Source organism: Acrocarpospora macrocephala, assembly GCF_009687865.1.
In the GTDB taxonomy this organism is placed as follows: domain Bacteria; phylum Actinomycetota; class Actinomycetes; order Streptosporangiales; family Streptosporangiaceae; genus Acrocarpospora; species Acrocarpospora macrocephala.
Genome location: NZ_BLAE01000116.1, coordinates 1 through 21,370 on the forward strand (window position 1 = coordinate 1; position 21,370 = coordinate 21,370).

Annotated in this window: 22 protein-coding genes and 1 tRNA gene; 15 read left to right on the forward strand and 8 right to left on the reverse strand. The window is 67.7% G+C overall.

Annotation, left to right across the window (positions count from 1 at the left end):
• Positions 1-438 precede the first annotated feature (438 nt).
• A complete protein-coding gene (locus tag Amac_RS51750; RefSeq protein WP_246269245.1) occupies positions 439-1,389 on the reverse strand; it encodes an RNA polymerase subunit sigma-70 in 951 nt (316 codons plus the stop codon).
• A 211-nt stretch (positions 1,390-1,600) separates the two neighbouring features.
• Between Amac_RS51750 and Amac_RS51755 the strand changes: the two genes are divergently transcribed.
• Positions 1,601-2,164 (forward strand): dihydrofolate reductase family protein, encoded by a 564-nt coding sequence (locus Amac_RS51755; protein ID WP_155361790.1) that lies wholly within the window; start codon positions 1,601-1,603, stop codon positions 2,162-2,164.
• Positions 2,165-2,650: 486 nt separating this feature from the next.
• Here the strand turns inward: Amac_RS51755 and Amac_RS51760 are convergent, their stop codons facing one another.
• A complete protein-coding gene (locus Amac_RS51760; RefSeq protein ID WP_155361791.1) occupies positions 2,651-3,730 on the reverse strand; it encodes an InlB B-repeat-containing protein in 1,080 nt (359 codons plus the stop codon).
• A 225-nt stretch (positions 3,731-3,955) separates the two neighbouring features.
• On the opposite strand from Amac_RS51760, the gene Amac_RS51765 reads away from it, so the two are divergent.
• Entirely contained in the window at positions 3,956-4,705 is a 750-nt protein-coding gene (locus Amac_RS51765; protein ID WP_155361792.1) for a polysaccharide deacetylase family protein, read from the forward strand.
• Between the two features lie 78 nt (positions 4,706-4,783).
• On the opposite strand, the gene Amac_RS51770 is transcribed toward Amac_RS51765, so the two are convergent.
• Positions 4,784-5,026, reverse strand: coding sequence for a type B 50S ribosomal protein L31 (locus tag Amac_RS51770; RefSeq protein ID WP_155361793.1), 243 nt, complete (start codon positions 5,024-5,026; stop codon positions 4,784-4,786).
• A gap of 2 nt (positions 5,027-5,028) precedes the next feature.
• Complete coding sequence (rpmG, locus tag Amac_RS51775; protein WP_155361794.1) at positions 5,029-5,193, reverse strand: 50S ribosomal protein L33; 165 nt, start codon at positions 5,191-5,193, stop codon at positions 5,029-5,031.
• Between the two features lie 124 nt (positions 5,194-5,317).
• Between rpmG and Amac_RS51780 the strand changes: the two genes are divergently transcribed.
• Positions 5,318-5,512 carry a hypothetical protein gene (locus Amac_RS51780; protein WP_155344011.1) on the forward strand — a complete coding sequence of 65 codons (195 nt, stop codon included), beginning with the start codon at positions 5,318-5,320 and terminating at the stop codon, positions 5,510-5,512.
• A 104-nt stretch (positions 5,513-5,616) separates the two neighbouring features.
• Positions 5,617-6,192 carry a hypothetical protein gene (locus Amac_RS51785; protein WP_155361795.1) on the forward strand — a complete coding sequence of 192 codons (576 nt, stop codon included), beginning with the start codon at positions 5,617-5,619 and terminating at the stop codon, positions 6,190-6,192.
• Between the two features lie 6 nt (positions 6,193-6,198).
• On the opposite strand, the gene Amac_RS51790 is transcribed toward Amac_RS51785, so the two are convergent.
• A complete protein-coding gene (locus tag Amac_RS51790; protein WP_155361796.1) occupies positions 6,199-6,858 on the reverse strand; it encodes a permease-like cell division protein FtsX in 660 nt (219 codons plus the stop codon).
• Positions 6,859-7,101: 243 nt separating this feature from the next.
• On the opposite strand from Amac_RS51790, the gene Amac_RS51795 reads away from it, so the two are divergent.
• The 6 genes from Amac_RS51795 (at position 7,102) to Amac_RS51820 (ending at position 12,934) form a co-directional block, all read left to right on the forward strand.
• A complete protein-coding gene (locus Amac_RS51795) occupies positions 7,102-7,494 on the forward strand; it encodes a hypothetical protein (protein ID WP_155361797.1) in 393 nt (130 codons plus the stop codon).
• Positions 7,491-8,015: a DUF6036 family nucleotidyltransferase gene (locus Amac_RS51800; RefSeq protein ID WP_155361798.1), complete on the forward strand. Its 525-nt coding sequence runs from the start codon at positions 7,491-7,493 to the stop codon at positions 8,013-8,015. The genes Amac_RS51795 and Amac_RS51800 overlap by 4 nt, the downstream gene beginning before the upstream one ends.
• A gap of 14 nt (positions 8,016-8,029) precedes the next feature.
• The gene (locus tag Amac_RS51805; RefSeq protein WP_155361799.1) at positions 8,030-8,785 is read left to right on the forward strand and encodes an alanyl-tRNA editing protein; all 756 of its coding nucleotides are present in this window, start codon (positions 8,030-8,032) and stop codon (positions 8,783-8,785) included.
• A gap of 395 nt (positions 8,786-9,180) precedes the next feature.
• Entirely contained in the window at positions 9,181-9,318 is a 138-nt protein-coding gene (locus Amac_RS58340; RefSeq protein WP_155361807.1) for a hypothetical protein, read from the forward strand.
• Between the two features lie 82 nt (positions 9,319-9,400).
• Positions 9,401-11,947, forward strand: coding sequence for a hypothetical protein (locus Amac_RS51815; RefSeq protein ID WP_155361800.1), 2,547 nt, complete (start codon positions 9,401-9,403; stop codon positions 11,945-11,947).
• A 75-nt stretch (positions 11,948-12,022) separates the two neighbouring features.
• Positions 12,023-12,934: a hypothetical protein gene (locus Amac_RS51820; protein ID WP_155361801.1), complete on the forward strand. Its 912-nt coding sequence runs from the start codon at positions 12,023-12,025 to the stop codon at positions 12,932-12,934.
• A 288-nt stretch (positions 12,935-13,222) separates the two neighbouring features.
• Here the strand turns inward: Amac_RS51820 and Amac_RS51825 are convergent, their stop codons facing one another.
• Entirely contained in the window at positions 13,223-13,693 is a 471-nt protein-coding gene (locus Amac_RS51825; protein WP_155361802.1) for a hypothetical protein, read from the reverse strand.
• A 29-nt stretch (positions 13,694-13,722) separates the two neighbouring features.
• On the opposite strand from Amac_RS51825, the gene Amac_RS51830 reads away from it, so the two are divergent.
• Positions 13,723-13,810: transfer RNA gene (locus tag Amac_RS51830), tRNA-Val, on the forward strand.
• A gap of 148 nt (positions 13,811-13,958) precedes the next feature.
• Complete coding sequence (locus Amac_RS51835; RefSeq protein ID WP_174900331.1) at positions 13,959-15,053, forward strand: glycoside hydrolase family 43 protein; 1,095 nt, start codon at positions 13,959-13,961, stop codon at positions 15,051-15,053.
• A gap of 216 nt (positions 15,054-15,269) precedes the next feature.
• Here the strand turns inward: Amac_RS51835 and Amac_RS51840 are convergent, their stop codons facing one another.
• Together Amac_RS51840 and Amac_RS51845 are read right to left on the reverse strand one after the other, a co-directional pair.
• A complete protein-coding gene (locus Amac_RS51840; RefSeq protein ID WP_155361803.1) occupies positions 15,270-17,300 on the reverse strand; it encodes an ATP-binding protein in 2,031 nt (676 codons plus the stop codon).
• A 31-nt stretch (positions 17,301-17,331) separates the two neighbouring features.
• A complete protein-coding gene (locus Amac_RS51845) occupies positions 17,332-17,772 on the reverse strand; it encodes a hypothetical protein (protein ID WP_155361804.1) in 441 nt (146 codons plus the stop codon).
• A 198-nt stretch (positions 17,773-17,970) separates the two neighbouring features.
• Between Amac_RS51845 and Amac_RS51850 the strand changes: the two genes are divergently transcribed.
• The 3 genes from Amac_RS51850 to Amac_RS51860 form a co-directional block, all read left to right on the forward strand.
• Positions 17,971-19,935: a sensor histidine kinase gene (locus tag Amac_RS51850; protein WP_155361805.1), complete on the forward strand. Its 1,965-nt coding sequence runs from the start codon at positions 17,971-17,973 to the stop codon at positions 19,933-19,935.
• A complete protein-coding gene (locus tag Amac_RS51855) occupies positions 19,932-20,567 on the forward strand; it encodes a response regulator (RefSeq protein WP_155361806.1) in 636 nt (211 codons plus the stop codon). The genes Amac_RS51850 and Amac_RS51855 overlap by 4 nt, the downstream gene beginning before the upstream one ends.
• Before the next feature lie 386 nt (positions 20,568-20,953).
• A partial coding sequence (locus Amac_RS51860) for a transposase (RefSeq protein ID WP_218041783.1) occupies positions 20,954-21,370 on the forward strand: 417 nt, incomplete at its 3' end.

The window sequence follows — 21,370 nt, forward strand, 5'->3', positions numbered from 1 at the left end:
CCCACCCAGCCCGTTTGTTTTCCCTCGGGCTCCGCCCGCCCCCGCCATCACCGTGGCCGCCCGAAGGAAACGACAGGCGCATCGCCGTGGTTCTCCCATCCACCCTTTCGTTTCCCCCGAGCTCGCCGTCCCACGAACCACAGCCACCACACGGTGGAACTCCCCCTTGTCCTCCGCCGAGCTCCGCCCGAACCCGCCGTCCCCGTGATTCCCCACACGAACCACAGCCACCACACGGTGGAACTCCCCCTTGTCCTCCGCCGAGCTCCACCCGAGCCCGCCGTCCCCGTGATTCCCATACGAACCACAGCCGCTACACGGTGAGACTCGCCCCTTTGTCCTCCCTCGGGCTCGCTCGCCCACGCGGTTGCGGTGGGCACGATCGTGTGGGAATGGTGCGCCGCAGTCGAAACGATGTCGAATCCGGGTGGACGTGGGTCACAGGCTGGTGGGCAGGCCGAAGGCTGGGAACAGCGATGGTTGTTCGAAGGCGGTGATTTCGGTTAGCTGGCCGTACTCGATGTGGAGGACGGAGAGGACGAACGGGTGGAATGCCTCGTCGGTGGGGCGGCGTAGGTAGCCGGCTAGGGCGGGCTGGCCGTTGGCGGTGGTTGGGAGGAGTCGCCAGCGGCCGAGGGTGGTCATGCCGGCGCGCAAGGCGCGGGCGACCTGCTCGCGGCCTGCCCATTGTCCGATCGCCGGGGAGATGGACAGCCGGACGTCCTCGTGCAGCACGGCGATCAACGCCTCCGGGTCAGCCTGTTCGTGAGCGGCGATGTAGCGCTGGAGCAAACGGCTTTGCTCCGGGTCGGGTTCGATGGCCGGGGCCCAGTCCAGCCTGCCTCTGGGCCAGCGGCGGTTCAGCGTCGCGTGGGCGCGTTGCAGGGCGCTGTTGACCGCGGGCACGGTTGTCTCGATGAGGGCGGCGACCTCGGTAGCGGGCCAGGTCAGCACGTCGCGCAGGATCAGCACCGCTCGCTGCCGTGGCGGCAGCAACTGGATCGCGGCCAGGAATGCCAGCGAGATCGTCTCCCGGCTCACCGCCGTCGTCTCTGGGTCAGGCTGATCGGCGGCCAGCTCCGCGTCCGGATAGGGCTGCAGCCATGGCATGACCGCGACGGATGGTTCGGTGCCCGATGGCGCCCTGGTCGCTCGGCGGGCGTCGCGGCGCAGCGTGTCCAGGCAGGCGTTGGTCGCGATCCGGTAGAGCCAGGTGCGCGCGCTCGATCGGCCCTGGAAGTTCTCGCGCGAGCGCCAAGCCCGCAAGAACACCTCCTGGACGTGATCCTCGGCCTCGTCGTACGAGCCGAGCATCCGGTAGCAGTGCACGTGCAACTCGCCCCGATAGCGGCGGGTGAGGTCGTCGAAGTCCGGCTCGTCGCCGTTCACGGTGCTCCTCCTGTCCGGGCCACGCCCATTCTGGCGCGGGCGTACGCGTACTCGCGTGCCCCCGGGCGCGACCACCGCGATGACCGCCACCGCAGTCACGAGCCGTCGCCTGTCCCGCGCGGGGCGGACCGACAAACGACCGATGAGTTCCCCAGGCAAGCACGTCTGTATGGGTGAACAAACCCAATAGAGGACGGAAGGGATCAAGAGGATGGCACTTGTGGAGGCGAACATATCGATGTCGCTGGACGGCTTCGTCACCGGCCCGAACCTCGATCAGTACCCGGGATTGGGCGAGGGCGGCGAGATCCTGCATGCCTGGGTCAAGGAGGATCGGGGCATGGACTTCGCCATCGGGGAGGAGCGCCAGATCGCCGGGGCGGTCATCACCAGCCGCAAGGTGTACGAGTCGACCGGCGGCTGGGGCGTCGACGGGTTCTACCGGATGCCGGTGTTCGTGGTCACCCACCGCCCGCACGAGGTGGTCGTGAAGGGCAAGACCACGTTCACGTTCGTCGAGGGCATCGAGCAGGCTATTGAGCAAGCGACCGTAGCCGCTGGGGACAAGCTGGTGCACATCATGGGCGGCGCCGGCATCATCCAGCAGGCACTGGCAGCCGGACTGGTCGACGAGCTGTTCCTGCACATCGCCCCGGTGATCCTGGGCGACGGCACCCGGCTGTTCGAGCACCTGGGCGCTCAGATCCAACTGGAACGGGCCGAGGTGATCGAGTCTCGCCATGCGGCTCACCTGCGGTATCGGGTCCTGAAGTAGCGCGTCGGTCGAGCTGGGTAGGCCGTCGGCGGTGGGTCGGCGGCTTCGACCTGGCGCACCCGGCTCTGGAGCCGGAGTCCCTCGGCCGAACATCGGCACCGCCTCACCAACCCTCTCTGGAGTCCCTACGGAACGCCCCCAGACGCCGGTGGGGGCTACGCGATACCCGCAGGACGATGCACGATTTCTTCCGGGCGTTGCGGCTGGGTGGCAGGCTGTCTTTCTTCGATTCCACCGAATCGCGCATGAGCTCTGCCCGCCTTTTGGCGAAAGCCTCGCTCCGGGACCTCGCCCGCTTTCATGGCCAAAAGCCGCTCCCAGGGCCGAAGGCCGATGGGACCGAAAGCCGATGGGACCGAAAGCCGATGGGACCGAAGGCCGATGGGGCCGAGCGCGAGCGTCCCAAAGGGCGGGTGGGTGGGGATCCACCCCAGCCCTAGGAGGCCCAGGGCGGCGTGTGGCCCTGGGCCTCCTAGTGGGTGGTGGTTACACGGTGCGGAAGACGGCTGTGAGTTCGCGGTCGGTGGTCATGTCGGTGAGGCGGCAGGGGGTGGCGGTGCCGGTGCAGGCGCCTTCCCAGTGGTCGAAGACGGATTTGTGGCCGTCGACCGGGGTCAGGTCGCTGGGGGTGACTTCGGCTTGGCCGGTTGCGGGGTATTTGAAGGAGCATTGGGCGCCTGTGTAGCCGCCGGGACGGTAGATCGCGCTGAACGCGTAGCACGAGGGGCCGTCGAGGGAGGAGCCGTTGGTGGTGGCCTCGGCTCGGGGGTAGACGCGGTTGAGGTCGCAGTTGCCGATGCAGATGTCGGAGAGGACCTTGATGCTGAGTTTGAGGTAGGTGGCAGGGGCGAAGGTGGCGGTGACGTTTCTGGCCTCGGTCATGGTGACGGTGCAGCGGGGGTCCGTACCGGTGCAGTCGCCGGTCCAGCCGGTGAACCAACCTCGAGTGCCGTTCTCAGGGCGTAGGCCGATTTTGGTGGTGTTGTCGTAGGTTCCTGTGCAGTAATCGCCGCAGTCGATGCCGAAGGCGGGGTTGACCGTGCCGGGGTAGACGCTGGTCACCGTGCCGTCGCCGGTGGTCGTCACGGTCAGGCGGTGCTGGGCGGGGGCGCATGTCAGGGCAATGGCGTGGGTGGTGTCGTCGATCGACACGTGGGTGACGCCCGCCAATGGTTTGCCCGCATTGCAGGGCATGCCTTCCAGTTCGTCGAGAGAGGCCAGGCCAGGTCCGGCGGGACCCTGTTCTCCCTTCGCGCCCGGAGGACCCATGGGACCCTGCACGCCTTGCGGGCCTGGATCACCTTTGGGGCCGGCAGGTCCTTGGATTCCCTGTGGTCCAGTTGGGCCGATCTTGTTCCAGGAGACGGCCGTCTCGACCTGGTTCAGGCAGCGCTGGCTCTTCGCCGGGTCGATGATTCGCAGCGTACCGAGCAAGCGGTTGATGCAGCCGTTCATATCGTCCGGGGCGGCGGCCGCGGCGAGTGCCGTACCGGATCCGCCGAGAACGACGACCACGGCACTCGACACGAGCAAAGCGCGGAACTTCCGCATCATTGGAGGTCTCATGGGGGCGACCTTCCTGCCGCGCCCCTTGCCGCCACATGAGTAGCCCCCTGCTCAACCTCCATGAACATTTCATCGTTGTCCGGGCTGATCACGGCTCGGGATCCAGCTCTGGTTGCCCGGATGCGGGAGGCGTCATATGTTGCTGCGAAACAATTCGTAGATTCTTGCGAAATGTTTCTATTTCTAAACCCCAGTCGACAGCGCCGAGATCCCCCAGGAGCAAAGATGATCAGACACCTGCGCCGCCTGACCGATCGCCTCAGCGCCGTACCGTCCCATCCGTCCAGGCTCGCCGCGCTGACCGCGGCCGCGCTCGTGGTCGCGGCCCCGCTCCCCGCGCAGGCCGGAACCCCCTCATTCCACTGCAGAAACGGGTACGTCGGCCTGACCTACGACGACGGCCCCACCCCGGAGACCACGTCCAGCCTGCTCCACGCCCTGCGCGCCGCCAACGCGAAAGCCACCTTCTTCAACACCGGCACCGCCGCGCAAGCCCACCCCGAACTCGTACGCGCCCAGCAGCGCGCCGGCATGTGGATCGCCAACCACACCATGACCCACCCGCACCTCACCCAGATCGGCGAACCCGCGGCCTTCAACGAGATAGCCGACACCCAGCGTGTCCTGCGCCGGATCACGGGCGACCGGCCCACCCTGTTCCGCCCCCCGTTCGGCGAGACCAACGACCAGGTGCAAGCCGACGCGACGCGCCTGAAGCTCCTCGAAGTCCTGTGGACGGTCGACTCCCGGGACTGGGCTGGAGCCACCACCGCGGAGATCGTGGCCGCCGCGGACACCCTCCAGCCCGGCGGAATCATCCTGATGCACGACTGGGCTCAGCCCTCCGTCGACGCTGTCCCCCAGATCGTGAACAACCTCCGCAAACGCGGCCTCTGCCCGGGCAAGATCGCCTTCACACCCCGCAAGATCCCCTACAGCGACATCTTCTTCCACGCTGTCGCCGTAGCTCCCTGACACAGACCGGATGAGGCCCGGGGCGCCCACGACCATTCGGCCGGGACGCCCCAGGCACGGTCCGCGTTCGGATTCGGCCTACTGGCCGTACCGGCGCTTGAACCGCTCGACGCGGCCCGCGCTGTCGACGATGCGGCCGCGGCCCGTGTAGAAGGGGTGGCTTTCCGAGGACACATCCACGTCGACCAGGGGATATGTGTTGCCATCTTCCCATTCGATCGTCTTGGAGCTGGTGACGGTCGATCGGGTGAGGAACGCGAAGCCTGTGGTCGGATCGCGGAAGACCACCGGGTGATACTCGGGGTGCAGGTTCTTCTTCATGGTCATCGCTCCTCTCGGAAGACCACGTGCTTGCGGACGATCGGGTCGTACTTCTTCAAAGTCAGCCGATCGGGGTGTTCACGGCGGTTCTTCCGGCTCACGTACGTGAACCCGGTCCCCGCCGTCGAACGGAGCTTGATCACAGGTCGGAGCTCGCTTCTGGCCATCGGCACTCCTCTCTGCGCCGTGTAATGCATCGGGAACCGTTTTCATTCCCATCGTCAAATGCCCACAGGACGCCGGGATTGACTAGCGTGGAGACGACTGCCCAACCCCCGGGAGAGGAACGCCATGATCTGGCACAACCTCAGCGCCAAGCAGCAGGACCAAGCCACCGACTTCGCGAACGAACTACGCGTTCTGGGCATCCCCGACGCCGACCCCGGCCAATGCGCCGATCACCTGAACAACTGCTTCCAGTGGAAGCGCGCCGAGATCACCCTCGCCCAGCTCTGCGAACGCACCGGCTGGACGATCCCCAGGTGAGAGGCTTTCCTCCCACCTTACGACACCGCCCGCAACCGGTGTGATCTAGCAACATCCCCCACAATCGTGCGATCTTCAGGGGGTCCCCGATTCCGGAGCGAGCGATGTCAAACCCGTACGGGTACGAAGGCCAGCAACCCCTCTACGGTCCGCAGCCCGGTCCCCCTCCCCGCGCCAACCCCATCCCCGCGATGGCAACCCTCTTCACGCTCGCCTTCCTCATGCTCGTCGGCGGCGGTTTCTCCCTGTACGTCGTCCTCGCCGACGACCCGCCCGCCCGCGAGACCCTGCCAACCTCACGAACCCAGGAAGCCGCCGTACCACCCAACACCCCAACGAACCCGCCCACCACCCCAGCCGCAGACCCCGCGTCCCAACCCCCTGTCACCGGCGGCGACGTCCTCATGTCCGACAACGGCACCGGCAACAAGACCACCGCCCAGTTCACCGCGGACGCATCCTGGCAAATCCACTACACCTACGACTGCTCCACCAACCCCATCGGCACCGGCCACGTCTCCGTAACCATCAAATCCGGCACCCAAACCATCGCCAATCCCATCTCCGAGATAGGCACAAAAACCGACAAAACCACCCCCCAAACCACCCCAGGCACCTTCACCCTAGAAATCACCTCTATCGGCTGCACCTGGACAATCGAAGCAATCGACACCCCATAAATCCCATCAATCACGAACCTTAAATACGTCAGCAACTCCGGGTAAGCCCTTGACGGCGTCCACAAGCGATTGCGCCGACCGCGGATCACTGAGCCGCGCATAAAAACTCTCGGAATACCCTTCTACGCGCCCCGGCTTAACGTTCTCTGGCGTCCAAATCTCCTGAAGCCGCTGTGCCAACCGCATCTCATATGCCCGATCCACGAAATAGACGAGCCTGACCCCCTTTGCCCGCCGCACCCATGCCTCAATCGCAGCGATCTCCTCACCAGTGGCGACACCCCGTCCCTCACACTCGTAGAAACCCTCAGCGAATCCACAGAGCACGATGCCCACGTCCGCCTTGTCCTCCCAGAAGCGCGCAGGATGGACATAGACATTCGACACCCCAGGCAACGCCTTGGCCGCCGCCGAAATCGCCTCGGCGTCCCTCCACCGAATCAATTCACCCGAAAAAACCTCCGGCAGATCCCGCTCCGACACCACCCCAGCCAACTCAGTGCCCGAGAGATCCTCCAGCGCCTCCTTCTGACTCCGATACCGGATATTCACCAACCCCGGAATCTTTCGCAACTCCCGCCCCACCATATCCTGCTGCGCCGAAGTCACCGCCTTACTGCCACACGCCTCCCAAACCTCATCCGCCTGACACAGATAAGCAATCACTTCCCCACCCTCCGGCCACCTCAATTCCGGCGGCCCCACCACCCGAGGAAACCGATTCCCCTCATCTCCCGCTACCCCCAAAAGAATAGATAACCCAACAACCAGCCCAAAACCCACACGAAATATGCCGAGAATCATCCCACCAAGCCCAGCCAAATTTCCACGCCGAAGCAGACCATCCGCCCACAACGAGGGCACGGCTGCTAATCGGACATCCGGGGCCGCTAAGCTAACGTGATAGCCATGAAGAGTGTCCAGCAGTATCAAGCCGCCTCCATCGCGCGGCTCGCCAGCTGGCTGACAGACCACTCCGATGACGAGACACGCTGGCGCTTGATCTCCGAGTTCCTGGAGGAGTACAGGCATGAACCGCCTGTTGTTCGCCTCGCGCTGCTGACACCCGAACCCTCCAGCGTCGGAGACCCCCACTGGGATGTCTTCCTCGCCGCCCTGGCCGAACACCTCGCCGCCAAGGAAGGCCACGCAGGTCCGCCCTGGAGCGAGTCCCGCCGACTCCACCAGTTCTGGTTCCCGTTCAACACCCCCGCAGCCCGCGTCGACGCCTTCGTCCACGCCCCAGCTTCATTCCGCCGCCGCGGCGTCTTCATCCACCCTCAGGAACTGGAAGTCGCATGAGTGACTCTCCTCTCCTCGATCGAACCGCGATAGAAGATGCGTTCCGACGTCTCGGCGATCGCCTCGCACGCAAGGGCGTCGTAGCCGACCTGTACGTCTTCGGCGGGGCAGCGATGGCCTTGGCCTACGATTCCCGAAGATCCACCCGCGATATAGACGCCATCTTCGAACCTCACGGAATCGTCCTCGACGAGGCACGTGCCGTCGCGTCCGAACTCGGACTCCCGTCATGGTGGCTGAATGAGCAAGCCAGCGCTTATGTGGCTCCCGGCGGCGATAGCTCGGCTCGCCGAGTCTTCGACCATCCCGGCTTGCGGGTATCCGCCGCTTCTCCCGAGCATCTACTCGCTATGAAGGTCCTGGCGGCACGAAGGCGGGACAGCCCTGACATTCGAGCCCTCGTCGAACGCCTCGCTCTCGACACCGCCGAACAAGTTTTGGCGCTCTGCGCGGAGATCTTCCCCGACGAGCCCATTCCGGATCGGGCCCGCGCCATCCTTGAGGACCTCTTCAGTAGCTGAACTAGGCTGCGGGGATGGACGCTCATGGCCGTACGGAACGGCTTGAACTCGCCGATCAGGAGCTGAGGGAATGGGAGGCGACGGTTCTCGACGCCACGCCTGAAGGGATCGTGCTCAGCCGGTCCGCCTTCTATCCCGGCGGCGGAGGGCAACCCGCCGATGAGGGCACCCTGCTGTGGCAAGGCGTCGAAACCCGGATCGCCGGGGTACGCAAAGGTGACGACCTCTACCTGATTCCCGTCGAAGGCGAACCCCTGCCCGCACCCGGCACCATCGTGCGCGCCGCCCTCGCCGACGATCGCCGCTCAGCCCTGATGCGCACCCATTCGGGCCTCCACGTCCTGTGCGGCGTCGTCTTCCGCGACTACGGCGCCCTCGTCACCGGCGGCAACATGGAACCCGCCAAAACCCCCGGAACAGGCGTCGTCGGAACCGCCCGCATGGACTTCAACCTCCCCGAAGTCCCACCCGGCTTCAAGGAGGCCGTCGAAGCGGCCTGCAACGCCGAAATCACGGCAGACCGCCGCGTCGACATCCGCGTCCTCCCCCGCGACGAGGCCTTCGCCATCCCCGACATCATCCGCACCGCCACCAACCTGGTCCCCGACGACGTCAAGGAAGTCCGCATCGTCGACATCGTCGGCCTCGACTGCCAGGCCGACGGCGGCACGCACGTCGCCTCCACCCGCCAAATCGGCCGCATCCGCGTCGCCAAAATCGAAAGCAAGGGCAAGGGCTTCCGCCGCGTACGCCTGGAAGTCGGAGACTGACCAATCACAAGGCCAGCACCCCAGTTTCTCGACATCCTGCCGCGCACCGATAAACACCCAACAACCGGCTGCGAAGACCCTGAACCTGGCTTCCGCGACTCGATCACCGGCGCCATCGAGGCCTGCGCCCGCAAGGGCATCGCCATCGAACTCAACGCCGCCGACCGCTACGCGAACGACTAAGCGCTAGCTGAGCCAGTTTGGTCGGTGACCTTGGGAACGAGCGCCATGAGGGTTGTCAGGGCCAGGCGTCAACCATCCTTGGCACCCTGGCCAGGCGACGCGCCCGCTACGCCCCTTATCGCTGATCACGTTCTTCGGTTCGACACCAACCTGCGGCAACTTCCCCACGGAAGAGCCGACAACTTCCCCAATAGGATGCTGGCAACTTCCCCATCCATGTCGGCCTCGACTGCCAGGCCGACGGCGGCACGCACGTCGCCTCCACCCGCCAAATCGGCCGCATCCGCGTCGCCAAAATCGAAAGCAAGGGCAAGGGCTTCCGCCGCGTACGCCTGGAAGTCGGAGACTGACACCGACACCCTGTAACCCTCGTCCCTGGCGCCGCGATCCCCTACAGCAACGTAGTGTCCGCGCCGACCCCAGGTGGCCGCCATGCCTTTGCCGATCTTCGGGATGAAGACGGAAGACCGAGGGTCCGGCATGGTGCCGCCACCGGTCGCCCTGGAAGGACCGACCGAGTTACGGGTGCACGGCGTCGGCGGGTCGACGCCGCAGCATCTGCTCGCCGACTCGGCTCCCCAGCAGGTCGGCGGCGACCATATCTCCGGTTTCTACCGGACGGCGGACGCGGGTGGCCGGCACGTCGAGGGGTACTCGTGGGGCGGCCTGACCTCCCGCAGCGGCGTACGCGTGTTGTGGCTGCTGCTGCTCCCGTTCGCCCTGGCCAACCTGGCGGGGTGGATGTGGCCGTTCACCGTGACGCGGACGGCCAGACGCTTCGCGATGTTCCGAGTGGTCGCCCGGTTGGCGGCGCTCGCCCTCACCGTGAACGTGGTGCTCCTGGTGAGCGCGGTCGCCATGGACTACGTCGGCTACCAGTGCGGTGGCAACATCAAATGCGCGGACTCGTGGTGGATAAGCCCGTTCCGGATGGCTTCGGTGGCCTCGTTCCCCGGTCGGCGCATCCTGCTGGGAGCGGTGGTTCCGCTGCTGCTGCTCGTGCTGCTGGCGGTTCTCACGTACCGGACGCAGCGCCGGTACGAGTCGGTCAGGCCGCCGGGCAGCCCAGGCCCGCGTCGGCCGTGCGTACAGAACGCGGCCAGCCTTGAGGGCGGGCTGCGGAACCTGGACTTCTGGAACACCGGCCGCTACACCCGCTATCTCGGCGAGATCCACATAGCGGCGGGTCTGGCCTTGCTGGCGCTGATGGTCGCGACCACCGTGCACGGCACGCTCGAGTCGGCCCCCGGAATGCGGATCGGGGCGGGGCAGAGCCTGGCTCCGGAGTGGCTGTGGTCGGGTTCTGTCTGGATTGCCGTGGCCGTGCTCATCGTCGCCGTGCTCGCCGTCATCCCGGAGAAGGTGATTGGACCGCTCCGGTGGCTCGGCTTGATCCTGACCGTGCTGGCGATCGGGGCTCTGCTGCTCGCTGGGGCGATGGCTCTGCTGGAGCCCGCCATGACGGCGGTGGTGCCGAATGCCGTGACTCCGCATGAGCTGCCGGGTTTGCGGCCGGTCATGAACTGGGTGTACGGCGGGATCATCGTCGCGCTGCTGCTCGTGCCCGTCTGTTTGATCGCCGCGGCTCTGGACCGGAAGAAGCCCCTGCGTACGGTCCAGCTGATCGTCGTGGCCGCGGCGCTCGTGGGCATGTACTTCATGCTCGACGTGATCGACCGCCCGTACGGCTGGGTCATCGTGGCGCTGATCGTGGCCATCGGGATCATCGTGGTCGGGGTCGTCAACTCGGGGCAGGCGTTCCGCTGGGGTGCCCCCTTCATGGTGCTCACCATCGCGTTCGGCCTGGCCAACACCGTGCTGGTGGGTCTGATCGTCCGGGTGGCCGACACGCTCGGCGAGATCAAGTACACGTTCGCCGCGACCGAGCCCGTCCCGGACAACGGCCGAATTATCGCGGTATTTCCGGTGATCAGTGACGTGGCCGCGTACCTGATCTTCGAGCCGGTGATTCTGATCCTGATCTTCGCGGGATGGCAGGCCATCCGCTGGTGGCGAGCGGGCCGGTCGAAACCGGCCCAGGTGATCGCCGACGAATACTACGAGAAGGAGCAGCCCCTGCCGGACGACCGGGGCTGGGTGGCGAGCACGGTCAAGCTCAACGGTGGCGCGTTCAATCCGGATTGGGCGACCCCGGAGATGCGGGCCTGGCCGGGGCGGGTCAGCAGGGCGCGCAAGCTGGCGGAACTGCCACGTGACCTCGACCTGCTGTTCACCTCGATCGTCGTGATCGGCATCCTCCTGTTCGCCTGGCTGGAGATGCACATCTGGGCGGACGACATCCGCCGCCCCTCCCCGTGGGCGGCCAGCCTCGGCACCGCCATCGCGACCCTGCTGCCACTGGCCGCGCTCCTCCTCGCCCGCGCGGGCTGGCAGAACCACAAGACCAGACGGGTCATCGGCGTCCTCTGGGACGTCGGCACATTCTGGCCGCGCGGCTACCACCCGCTCGCCCCGCCCTCGTACGCGGAACGCGCCGTCCCCGAACTCCAGCGCAGGATGTGGTTCCTGCACGACAGCGGCGCCCAGATCCTGCTCGCCGCCCACAGCCAGGGCGCGATCCTGGCCGCCGCCGCGCTCAGCCAGGACGGCCAGGACCAGGTCCGGCCCACGGGCATGAAGGTCGTCCTGGCCACCTTCGGCTCACCGATGCGCAAGCTCTACAGCTGGGGCTTCCCGGCGTACTTCACCGAAGAAATCACGCAATCCCTCCTCCCGCAGAACGGGACCACCTCCACCTGGCGGAACTTCTACTACCTCACCGACTACATCGGCGGCTGGATCGTCGACGACGGGGAGAACTCCGTCGACAAGAAACTCCCCGACCCGCCAACCTGCCAGTTCACGTACGGCGACGCGCCACCTCAGATCGGCAGCCACACCGGCTACTGGAAGGACCCGTCGATGTGGCGGGAAATCGACCTGATAGCCCCCGGACCCCCGACGGCTAACCATTTGTGAGGACACGGTGGCCGAGTTGTACGGATTTGATGGAGATCGGGGTCCATGTCGGAACGAGGTCGCAATCATGGCCGTGTGAGGGAGACGGGCAGGGGCGCGCTGGTCGGGCTGGCGGTCGGGGCCGTGCAAGCCGTCCTGTGGGCGGCAAGCGCGCCGTGGGACGGGCACTCGGGCGTGCGCGGTCCGCATTCCCTCTTGATGACGCTGGCAGCCTTCCTGATCGGCTCGGGCGTGGCGGCCCTGCTCCAGTTGCGCCGCTGGCCTCTCGTCGCGTTCACCGGCGCGATCGCCACGCTGGCCCTCGGCGAAGCCCTATGGAGGATCGCGCCCGAGATCACCCTTTACGGCTTCGACCGCGCACTTCTCGGAGGCGTACACCTACTGTCGGCGCTGACCGGATTCACCGTCGCCGCCTGGGCACTGGCCGCCACGAGACGGTGGCAGTCCAGAATCGCCTCGCTCGGCGCGCTCGCCGCCGTCTGCGTGCTGGCCGTTCCCTTGGAAGAGCCCGCCCAGCACTGGCACCTGGCGCGCGCCTTCGAGCTGCTCGGAATCCCGCTGGTGGCGCCCGACATCGCGGGGCATGGGCTGTACGCTGCCGAAGCGCCGGTCGTCGGCGGGGCGGACGAACCGGTGATCCTGCTGGAGTACCGGCGCGTCGGTGCGGAGACTGTAGGCGGAAGCCGCCTGGGCATCCAGGTGATCGTACGCCGGGCCTCGACCGCGACCACCGCGGAGGCGTGCGTGACGCCGTACTACGCCGAGTCGTGGGAGTACGAGAACGGGCCCCCCTGCCGCGCGGCCACCCGGGATCGGTGGGTCCGCTACGGATGGGAGGGGCGGGTCGCGGTGTTCACCCACAGCGGTGGCGCATTGGTCCAACTCGAAAGCCACGGCGTCGAGGAGACAGCCCTCCTGGCAGCCGCCGAGACAATCCGCCCAACCTCCGCCGAGACCCTCGCAAAGCAGGTCCACCCAGTCCGGTGAGCTCCACCCTCCGACCGGAAACCACAGGATGCCAAAGCCACGAAGGACCCTGGCCAGTCAGGCCATGACCGCCGTCCAGGACCCCCAGTAGCCCGGCCGAAGGCGGTCAGCTCAGCGAGCACTCGCGCGACGATTTCACCATGGCATAGCGGCCAGTTCACCATCAACCCAGCGACCATTTCACCGTGATCATGACGTCAATCTCACCATCAACGGTGGCGTTCGTCGGTTTTTCGAGGGTGAGCCGTGCCGACCTGCGTGATCCAAAGCGTCCGTCGCTCAAGCTGTTTACTCGTCATCAGCGCTACCCGGCCGAGGCAGCTCAAGAGCCATGCTGGTCTCGAACGGACCACGCAGGCGGCGGGCCAGTTCCGGGTCAGAGTAGATCTCCGCAGTGGATATCCACTCCCGCAGTTCCCGAGCGAAGGGAACCAACAACCCGGTTTCGGCACCCGCCAGCAAGTGGCCGAGCAGCTCGCTGACACATTCGAGACGGGCCTCAGCGGGAAGCCACCTTAGCCACGGCAGCTCCTCGGAGAACGCCTCCTCGGCCAACCCACGATTGGTCCGGGCGACGATCGCCAGAGACCGCGCCGCCAAGCGCAAACCGTCGGTCATCGCCTGAAAGCGTTCCGATCGCATCAGCACCAGGTTCTCGGCGTCACGACGCTCGAGGATGACATCCGCGTCATCAAGCGCGGGAAACACACTCGTCTGCTTGTTGATCAGCGTGGAGAACGGAAAGGACCGTGTGGTCATGCATCCAAACTACGCGAGAGTTCGAAAGTAGTTCAGTTATCTGCGGAGGGTTCATCGTCCCCGGAGACCACTCGCCTTACAAGCGAGGGGTCACTGGTTCGAACGCAGTACCACCCACCTACGAAGACACGCCCATTTCCTGCTGTGGTGGCTGTCGGTTCGTGCCTTGTCGTCGCGCCGTTCTGGCGAAGCCTTGAATGAGTGGCGAATCTCTTAGTAAACTTTACTTTAAATTTCTTGCGAACCCGCAGGTAGAAGGAGCCTCATGAGAAGACATGCTCTTCGACCGGTGGTCATCGCCCTCGCGCTGACCGCCATCGGCGGCATCGCCGCCTCCCCCGGCAACGCTGGCACCGCCGTACCGGCCGCCGCGCAGTCCGTGGCGCTCGGCCGCACCACCCTGGGTGGCGCCGATCCCAGCGTCATCCGGGTCGGCAACCTCTACGTCGCGGCCAAGTCGGTGAACGGCGGTATCGCCGTACGGACGGCGACCACTCTCGAGGGCATCGCCGGCGCGCCCCGGCGCCAGGTGTGGACGGACACCGGCAACCTCGGTGAGGTGTGGGCGCCTGAGATCGTGCACCATAACGGCCGCTACCACATCTACTTCGCGGCGGGCCGCAGCGCCGCCCACCGGATGTACCACATCAGCTCCGCCACCGCCGACTCCGGCTATTCCGCCGCGACAAAGGTCGCCCTGCCCGGCGACAGGTGGGCCATCGACGGCGTCCCGTTCACCTTCAACGGCCAGCGCTGGTTCGTGTGGTCCGGCTGGGCGGGCGACACCAACGTCGAGCAGAACCTCTACATCGCCCGGATGAGCAGCCCGACCACGACCACCGGGGGCCGTTACGTCATCTCCCAGCCGCGGGAGTCGTGGGAGCGGGTCGTCGGCAACCCGTTCATCAACGAGGCCCCCGAGCCGATCCTCGACCCGAACGGGCAGTTGCACATCGTGTACTCCGCGAACGGCAGTTGGAGCAGCAAGTACTGCCTCGCCGATCTGCGGCTGCGCTCCGGTGGTGACCCGACGTACGTGTGGGACTGGTACAAGAGCAACGGTTGCCTGTTCGGCTCGTACGCGGAGTACATGATGACCGGCTGGACCCCGACGCTGCACGTGGACGGCCCGGGCCACCACACGTTCGTGCTGGAGCGCGGAGACATCGCCACCAGCCCGCCGTCCGGCAACCGGTTCCCGACCATGTACCACGCTGTTGCCAAGGGCACGCCGTACGCGTGGTCCAACCGGTACTGGTACACCGGCACGGCCGTCTGGTGGAGCAAGACCACCTACCGGCGGGCGAACGTGCCCGGCGCCAACACCGACGTGGGGTACAGCCTCAAGTTCTTCGAATAACGCACCCGCGACACCAGTCCTTGGCGTGGGCAGTGCCGCGCTCGGTTCGACGATGTGGCGGGACCTCGACCTGGCAGTGGTGATACAGGGCAAGTCGCAGACAGACCACCACTATCGGCGTATCCACTCCCCTGCACCCTTGACGATCTCCATGATGGCCAGCGTTCCGGCAGGTCGATCTCCTGGTTTGGCTGGACAGACCCCTGCTGGCAACTGTCAGGCCCGTCCCCCGGGGCGCCGGCAGTGGTGTCGCGATACGAGGTCGGGGCGGTGGGTCGCGGCGCGTGGGATGTTCATGGTGGGTACGGCCGGGTGGTGAGCCAAGGTGGTTCCGTTTGAGGTGATTGTGTTTTTCCGTGTGCTGGTCGACTGGGCGATCTCGGCGTTCAGGCGGGCCCGGCGTAGGGACGACATGCCTTCCGTCAGCGTTTCCTGGACTACGGTGTGGGCGAAGCCGAAGTGCTCAGGGGATCGTTCGGTGATGAGGGCGGCGGCCATGGCGGGTTCCAGCCGGTCGAGTGCCGTGCTGAGGGACAGGCCCGCGACTCGGGCGACCAGTGCCAAGTCGAACTCGCCGCCGGTCGTCGCGGCGAGGCGCAGCAAGTCGGCCGTGGGACGGGGCAGGCGGCTGATCCGGCTGAGCACCACGTCGCGGAGCCCGGGCGGGACCGCGCGGGCGGAGCCGGTGGCCCGGTGGTCGATGAGTTCCGTGGCGAAGAAGGGGTTGCCGCCGGTGCGGTCGTGCAGGGATCGCAGATCGTCTTCTGGTGTGTCGGCGGGGGCCAGGTGGGCCAGTTCGGGGAGGGTGAGGCCGGTCAGTGGGAGCCGCAGGGCCCGGCGCCGTGCCAATGCCTCGAAGGTGTCGGTGAGCGCTCGGGCGGGTGTCGTACAGTCGCGTGCTGTGCCGACGATCGCCACGCGGCCGTCGGTGAAGGTCTGCGCGAGGTGGCTCAGCAGGCGCAGTGAGGAGGGGTCGGCCCAGTGCAGGTCGTCCAGGATCACCAGCATGGGACGCTCGCTCGTGGTGGCGGCGAGCAGTCGCGCGGTGCTCTCGTACATGCGGAATTCCGTCTCCTCCGGATCGGCCTGCGCGGGCAGAGGCGGCGTGGCGTGGATGAGCTGTCGCAGCAGGTGCGTCCACGCCCAGAAGTCGGGCGTCCTCGCGGCCGCCGGGCAGCGTGCGATCGCCACCTCGTGACCGCGCTCACGCGCCCGGACGGCCATCTCCTCGGCGAGACGGGTCTTACCGATCCCCGGTTCCCCGGTGATCAGGGCGAACCCCGGCTGTCCCGCCGACACCTGGTCCAACAGGTGATCCAGCGCGGCGAGTTCCTTACGGCGACCCACCATCACGCGTCCGCTCGCGCCCTCCCGCGTGGGGGCGGGGCGAGTGCGGTCCGGTCGCAGGTGGGGCGCCTGGCGGAGGATGTCGCGTTCCAGGTCGCGTAGCTCGTCGCAGGGGTCGATGCCGAGCTCATCGGTCAAGATCCGGCGTGCCGTGCGGAGCGCGTCCAGGGCCTCGCCCTGCCGCCCGCACCGGTACAGCGCCAGCGCCCGAAGCGCCCACAGCCGCTCCCGAAGCGGATGCTCGTGCGTCAAGGCCTCCAGCTCCCCCACCACCTCGTGATGGCGGTTCTGGCCGATGACGGCCGACACCCGCAGCTCGCGGACCCGCTCCCTGGCCTCCGTGAGGTGGGCCAGGGCCGCGGTGAGGTACTCCTGCCCGGCCAGGTCGGCGTACGGCTCGCCCCGCCAGAGCCGCAGGGCCCGGGTCGCGGCCCGTTCCACCGCGGCGGGATCAGCGGCCTGCTCGGCCTCGGCGACCAGGTCGAGGAACTGGGTGGCGTCCAGCTGCCGCGGATCGACGGCGAGCCGGTACCCGGCCGGGCCGAATGTCAGCAAGCGGCTCCGGGCGCGTGGGCGGCGTCCGGGCTCCAGCGCCCGGCGCAGGTTGGACACATACACCTGAAGCGCTGCGAGCGCTTCGGCGGGCGGGGTGTCGCCCCAGATCCTGTCGATCAAGGTTTCCGCGGGCACCGGCCAGCCCTCGGCGAGCACCAGGATGCTGAGCAGCATCCGCTGCTTGTGCGTACCGAGCGCGCAGGGATGGCCGTCGGCACCGACGACCTCCAGCGGGCCCAGCACGCGGATGTCCACGGCCCCGCCCTCCTGTCCGCTTACGCGGTTCGGGCGGGCTGGAGCGGGAATGGCCGCGGCCGTCGCGGCCGTCGGCACGAGATCAGTCACGAGTACCTCCAGTTCGACGAATCCGCGGATATCACCTGCGCAGGAGCTTGACCAGGCGGAGCCCGGCGAGTACGCCCATGACCAGATGGCCCGCGACGAGCGCGACCTGGAACACTCTCTGGGCGGCGGTGAGGTCGGCGGCGTAACCGCCGTCGGAGAACCCGGACACGAAAGCCAGGATCCCGGCGATCATCAGCAGGACGGCGGCCGGAGCGGCGACGGCGCGGCGACGCCCGCTCACGGCGAAGGCGAGGATCGCCTGAGCGATCATCATCGGGATCGGCGCCGACAGCCGCGCCTGCGGTCCGAGGGCGTCCAGGAAGGTGGGGCTGAGCCCGGCCGACAGCGATATCAGCGCGCCTGCCACGTCCATGACGAGCAGGATGCCGATGGTGACGACAACGGCACGGGCGAAGGGACGCGCGGCGGACACGGGCGTGGCCGACGGTGTCAGGGATGGTACCGATGACATGGGTTCTCCTTAAGTGCGGTCGGATCCCGGCGGTTCAGTGCGCGGACCGCCGCGACGGGCTCCCGGAGGAGGTGTCTCGGCGGTGGCTCTTCGAGCATCCAAGGCGGGACGATCGGGCGTCGTGAGGCGCCAGTCCCGACGTCAACGGGACATTTCGTCCCGTGACGTCGGGACTCGCCGGATGGCACCATCGTCTTCGTGACGGACAGAACGACCTGGCGCGTGGTCGTCCCGGTGAGCGTGCTGGTGCTCTTGGTGGCGATGACGCTCGCCGTCGAGCCCCGGCTGAGCCATATCGGCGTGACGGGGATAGTGGAGCGTTTCGACGCCTTCCGATGCGTGGCGGGGCTGGCGTTCGGCGTGCCCGGCGTGCTCGTGGTGGCGCAGCGGCCGGCGAGCCGGGTCGGGTGGCTCATGGTCGTCATCGGTGCGGCCCAGGCCGGGGGCGTGGCCCTCGGAGCGTACGGCCTGCTGGGTATCAACGACGGCGGGCTGCCCGGCGACGACTGGGCGATGTGGCTGTCGAACTGGATCTGGGTGCCGGCCTATCTCGCGGTGCCGACCGTCCTGTTGCTGATCTTTCCTGATGGGCGGCTGCCCTCGCCTCGATGGCGGCCGGCGTTGGCGGCCGCCATCGCCGGGATCGCGGTGGCCGCGCTCGACTGGATTTTCCAGCCGGTGACCCTGATGGGCGAGGTCGGCCGGATGTATCCCCCCGGCTACCAGGGAGTCTTCGCGAACTTGACCGGAGTCCCCCAGGCGGTCCGTACGGCCGGGACCGTGTGCTCGCTCATCGCCGCGGTGGCGGCCCTCGCCTCGCTGGTGGTGCGCTACCGGCGAGCCGATGAGCAGATGCGCCGCCGGTTGCAGTGGATCGTGGCCGGGGCCCTGCTGACGGTGAGCATGTTCGGCCTGGCCCTGATGGTCCCCTGGGGGGCGCCGATCGTCGCCCTGGCCTGCGTGCCGCTGTCGGCCGGGGTGGCCGTGGCCGTGGTGGCCTACCGCCTGTGGGATCTCGACCTGCTGCTGTCACGCGCGCTGGCCTTCGGCGCCGTGAGCGTGCTGCTGCTGGCGGGCTACGCGCTGATCGCCTTCACGCTGGGCGGCGTCCTGGGAGCCGGGGCGGCGGCGGTCCTGGTGGCGCTCGCGGTGCATCCGCTGTACCTGCGGGCCGGCGCGGCCGCCAACCGTCTGGTCTACGGCGACCGGGACGACCCGGCCAGGGCGCTGCGTCGGCTGGCGGCGCGGCTGTCGGACGCCGGCGCCCCCGAAGACCCGCTGGAGCGGATGGCCGCCGAGATCGGCCGCGTCCTGCGGATGCCGTACGTGGCGGTCGAGGAGCACGGAGCGGTCGTGGCCTCCTGGGGCGCCCGCGGTGAGGTCGCTGAGCGCGTCCCGCTGCACCACCAGAGCCACGACGTCGGCACGCTGGTGGTCGGCGAGCGACTGCGGCCCAAGGACCGGGCGTTGCTGGCGGAACTGGCCCCGCATCTAGCGGTGGCTGTCCACGCCCACCGCCTCAGTGCCGACTTGGAACGCTCACACGCCCGGCTGCTGGCCGCCCGGCAGGAGGAGCGCGACCGGCTGCGGTACGAGTTGCACGACGGGGTGGGCCCCACCCTCGCCGCCGTCGCCCTGCAGATGGATCGCGGGCGGCGCCTGGTGGACACCGACCCCGGAAAGGCCAAGGAGATCATGGACGACCTGTCAGCCCGGATCCGGGCCACTGTCGGCAACGTCCGGGCCATCGTCAATGACCTGCGACCGCCCCCGCTGGACGACCTCGGGCTCGCGGGCGCGCTCGCCGAGTTGGGCAAGGGGTTCGCCGGCCACCTGGCCGTCGAGGTGGAGGCCGACCTTCCGGCCCTGCCCGCGCCGATCGAGCTGGCCACCTACCGGATCGCCGCCGAAGCCCTGACCAACGCCGCACGCCACGCCAACGCCTCCCGCTGCACCGTCCACGTGCGCGCCCGCGACACCCTGGAGCTGCACATCGACGACGACGGAGTGGGACTCGCCTCCCTCGGATCCGCCCCGGGGCAGGGGATCGGCCTGACGTCCATGCGGCGCAGGTCCGAGGAGCTGGGCGGCACCTTCGAACTGCGCAGCGGCGATGGGACGGGCACCCACCTGGTCGTACGGCTTCCCCTGGCGACCTCATGATCCGCATCATCGTGGTCGAGGACCACCCGATCTTCGCCGACGGACTCCTGGGGCTGTTCCGCGACCTGCCCGAGGTGGAGGTCGTCGGCGTCGCCGGCACCGCCGAGGCCGCCATCGAACTGGTCGAGCGGAATGCCCCGGATGTGGTCCTGATGGACCTGCACTTGCCCGGGATGAGCGGCGTGGAGGCGACCGCCCGCATCAGGGCCCGCCATCCCGCCGTGGCCGTGCTCGCCCTGACCATGCTGTCGGACGACGAGACCATCGTCGCGGCCGTCCGGGCCGGTGCCCGCGGCTACCTCCTCAAGGAGGCGCCACCGGCCGAGATCATCCGATCGCTCCAGGCGGTGGCGGCCGGCCAGGTCGTCTTCGGCTCCTCCGCCGGCAGCCGGGTGCTGGCCGCTTTGGCCACCGAGACCGTACGTCCCCGCTCCCTGCCCGAGCTGACCGACCGCGAACGGGAGGTGCTCGACCTGGTCGCCGCCGGGCTCACCAATCACGCCATCGCACAGCGCCTGTTCCTCAGCGAGAAGACGATCCGCAACCACGTGTCGAACATCTTCGCCAAACTCGGCGTCTCCGGCCGCGCGGAGGCCGTCGCCCGCGCCCGCGACGCCGACCTCGGCGTCTGAGCCCTCGCTGGTGGCCGATTCTCCGTGCTGGGCGCACGGGACGTTTTCGCAGGCTGATCCGAAGGATGCTGAAGGCGCCGCGAAACGACTGGGGCCGGTCCCGGGTTACGGACCTGGCCCATTCCTCCCCCGCCCCCGATAGCTGCCGGACCTCGTGGCCTGACCGAGGTGCCAACTCCGTCCTCGCGTGTCCCTTCCCCAACGGTTCCACGCGAGCCAACTGCCCATCCCGCACAGACGGAGTTGATGCCGACCGAGGGACACGAATACTTCGGTAGTGGGGGCGGGGGAGACACCTAGTACGGCAGCCGCCATTGTGGGTTTGACCTGGAGGAACCCGCAAGGTCCCGTATAACGCAACGCAGCCGCCCGACGATCATGTGTTTGTGAGGACAAATGAATCGAAGGCGGCTGCTGCTGCCAGGATAGGGGCCGGGCACGCGCTGCGGGAACGGGCCGCCCTGCTGGAATCCCTGCGATCGTGCTTCGCCCGGACGCAGACCTGGCTGCACGCCGCGAAATACCTGTCCGCGCTGGTCAGCGACCTGCCGAAACGCAACGGATGGACCATCGCCGAGCACACCGGCGACCGTGCCCCCGACCGTACCCAGCGACTGCTCAACCGTGCCGTGTGGGACGCCCCGGAGGCGATGAGCCGGATCCGCCGGTTCGCGGCGGACGGTCTGGACCAGGCGGCCCGCCGCAATCGCCGCAAGGGCGCGATGACCATCGGGGCGCTGGACGAGACCGGCCAGGAGAAGCAGGGCCCGGCGACCGCGGGAGTCAAACGCCAGTACATGGGC

What these genes read in the sequence shown, in the direction of transcription:
- Amac_RS51755 (WP_155361790.1), top strand. Translation starts at nt 1,601, where the DNA reads ATGGCACTTGTGGAGGCGAACATATCGATGTCGCTGGACGGCTTCGTC.
- Amac_RS51855 (WP_155361806.1), top strand. Translation starts at nt 19,932, where the DNA reads ATGATCCGCATCATCGTGGTCGAGGACCACCCGATCTTCGCCGACGGA.
- Amac_RS51845 (WP_155361804.1), bottom strand. Translation starts at nt 17,772, where the DNA reads ATGTCATCGGTACCATCCCTGACACCGTCGGCCACGCCCGTGTCCGCC.
- Amac_RS51785 (WP_155361795.1), top strand. Translation starts at nt 5,617, where the DNA reads ATGTCAAACCCGTACGGGTACGAAGGCCAGCAACCCCTCTACGGTCCG.
- Amac_RS51805 (WP_155361799.1), top strand. Translation starts at nt 8,030, where the DNA reads ATGGACGCTCATGGCCGTACGGAACGGCTTGAACTCGCCGATCAGGAG.
- Amac_RS51780 (WP_155344011.1), top strand. Translation starts at nt 5,318, where the DNA reads ATGATCTGGCACAACCTCAGCGCCAAGCAGCAGGACCAAGCCACCGAC.
- Amac_RS51760 (WP_155361791.1), bottom strand. Translation starts at nt 3,730, where the DNA reads ATGAGACCTCCAATGATGCGGAAGTTCCGCGCTTTGCTCGTGTCGAGT.
- Amac_RS51835 (WP_174900331.1), top strand. Translation starts at nt 13,959, where the DNA reads ATGAGAAGACATGCTCTTCGACCGGTGGTCATCGCCCTCGCGCTGACC.
- Amac_RS51800 (WP_155361798.1), top strand. Translation starts at nt 7,491, where the DNA reads ATGAGTGACTCTCCTCTCCTCGATCGAACCGCGATAGAAGATGCGTTC.
- Amac_RS51825 (WP_155361802.1), bottom strand. Translation starts at nt 13,693, where the DNA reads ATGACCACACGGTCCTTTCCGTTCTCCACGCTGATCAACAAGCAGACG.
- Amac_RS51765 (WP_155361792.1), top strand. Translation starts at nt 3,956, where the DNA reads ATGATCAGACACCTGCGCCGCCTGACCGATCGCCTCAGCGCCGTACCG.
- Amac_RS51770 (WP_155361793.1), bottom strand. Translation starts at nt 5,026, where the DNA reads ATGAAGAAGAACCTGCACCCCGAGTATCACCCGGTGGTCTTCCGCGAT.
- Amac_RS51795 (WP_155361797.1), top strand. Translation starts at nt 7,102, where the DNA reads ATGAAGAGTGTCCAGCAGTATCAAGCCGCCTCCATCGCGCGGCTCGCC.
- Amac_RS51815 (WP_155361800.1), top strand. Translation starts at nt 9,401, where the DNA reads ATGCCTTTGCCGATCTTCGGGATGAAGACGGAAGACCGAGGGTCCGGC.
- rpmG (WP_155361794.1), bottom strand. Translation starts at nt 5,193, where the DNA reads ATGGCCAGAAGCGAGCTCCGACCTGTGATCAAGCTCCGTTCGACGGCG.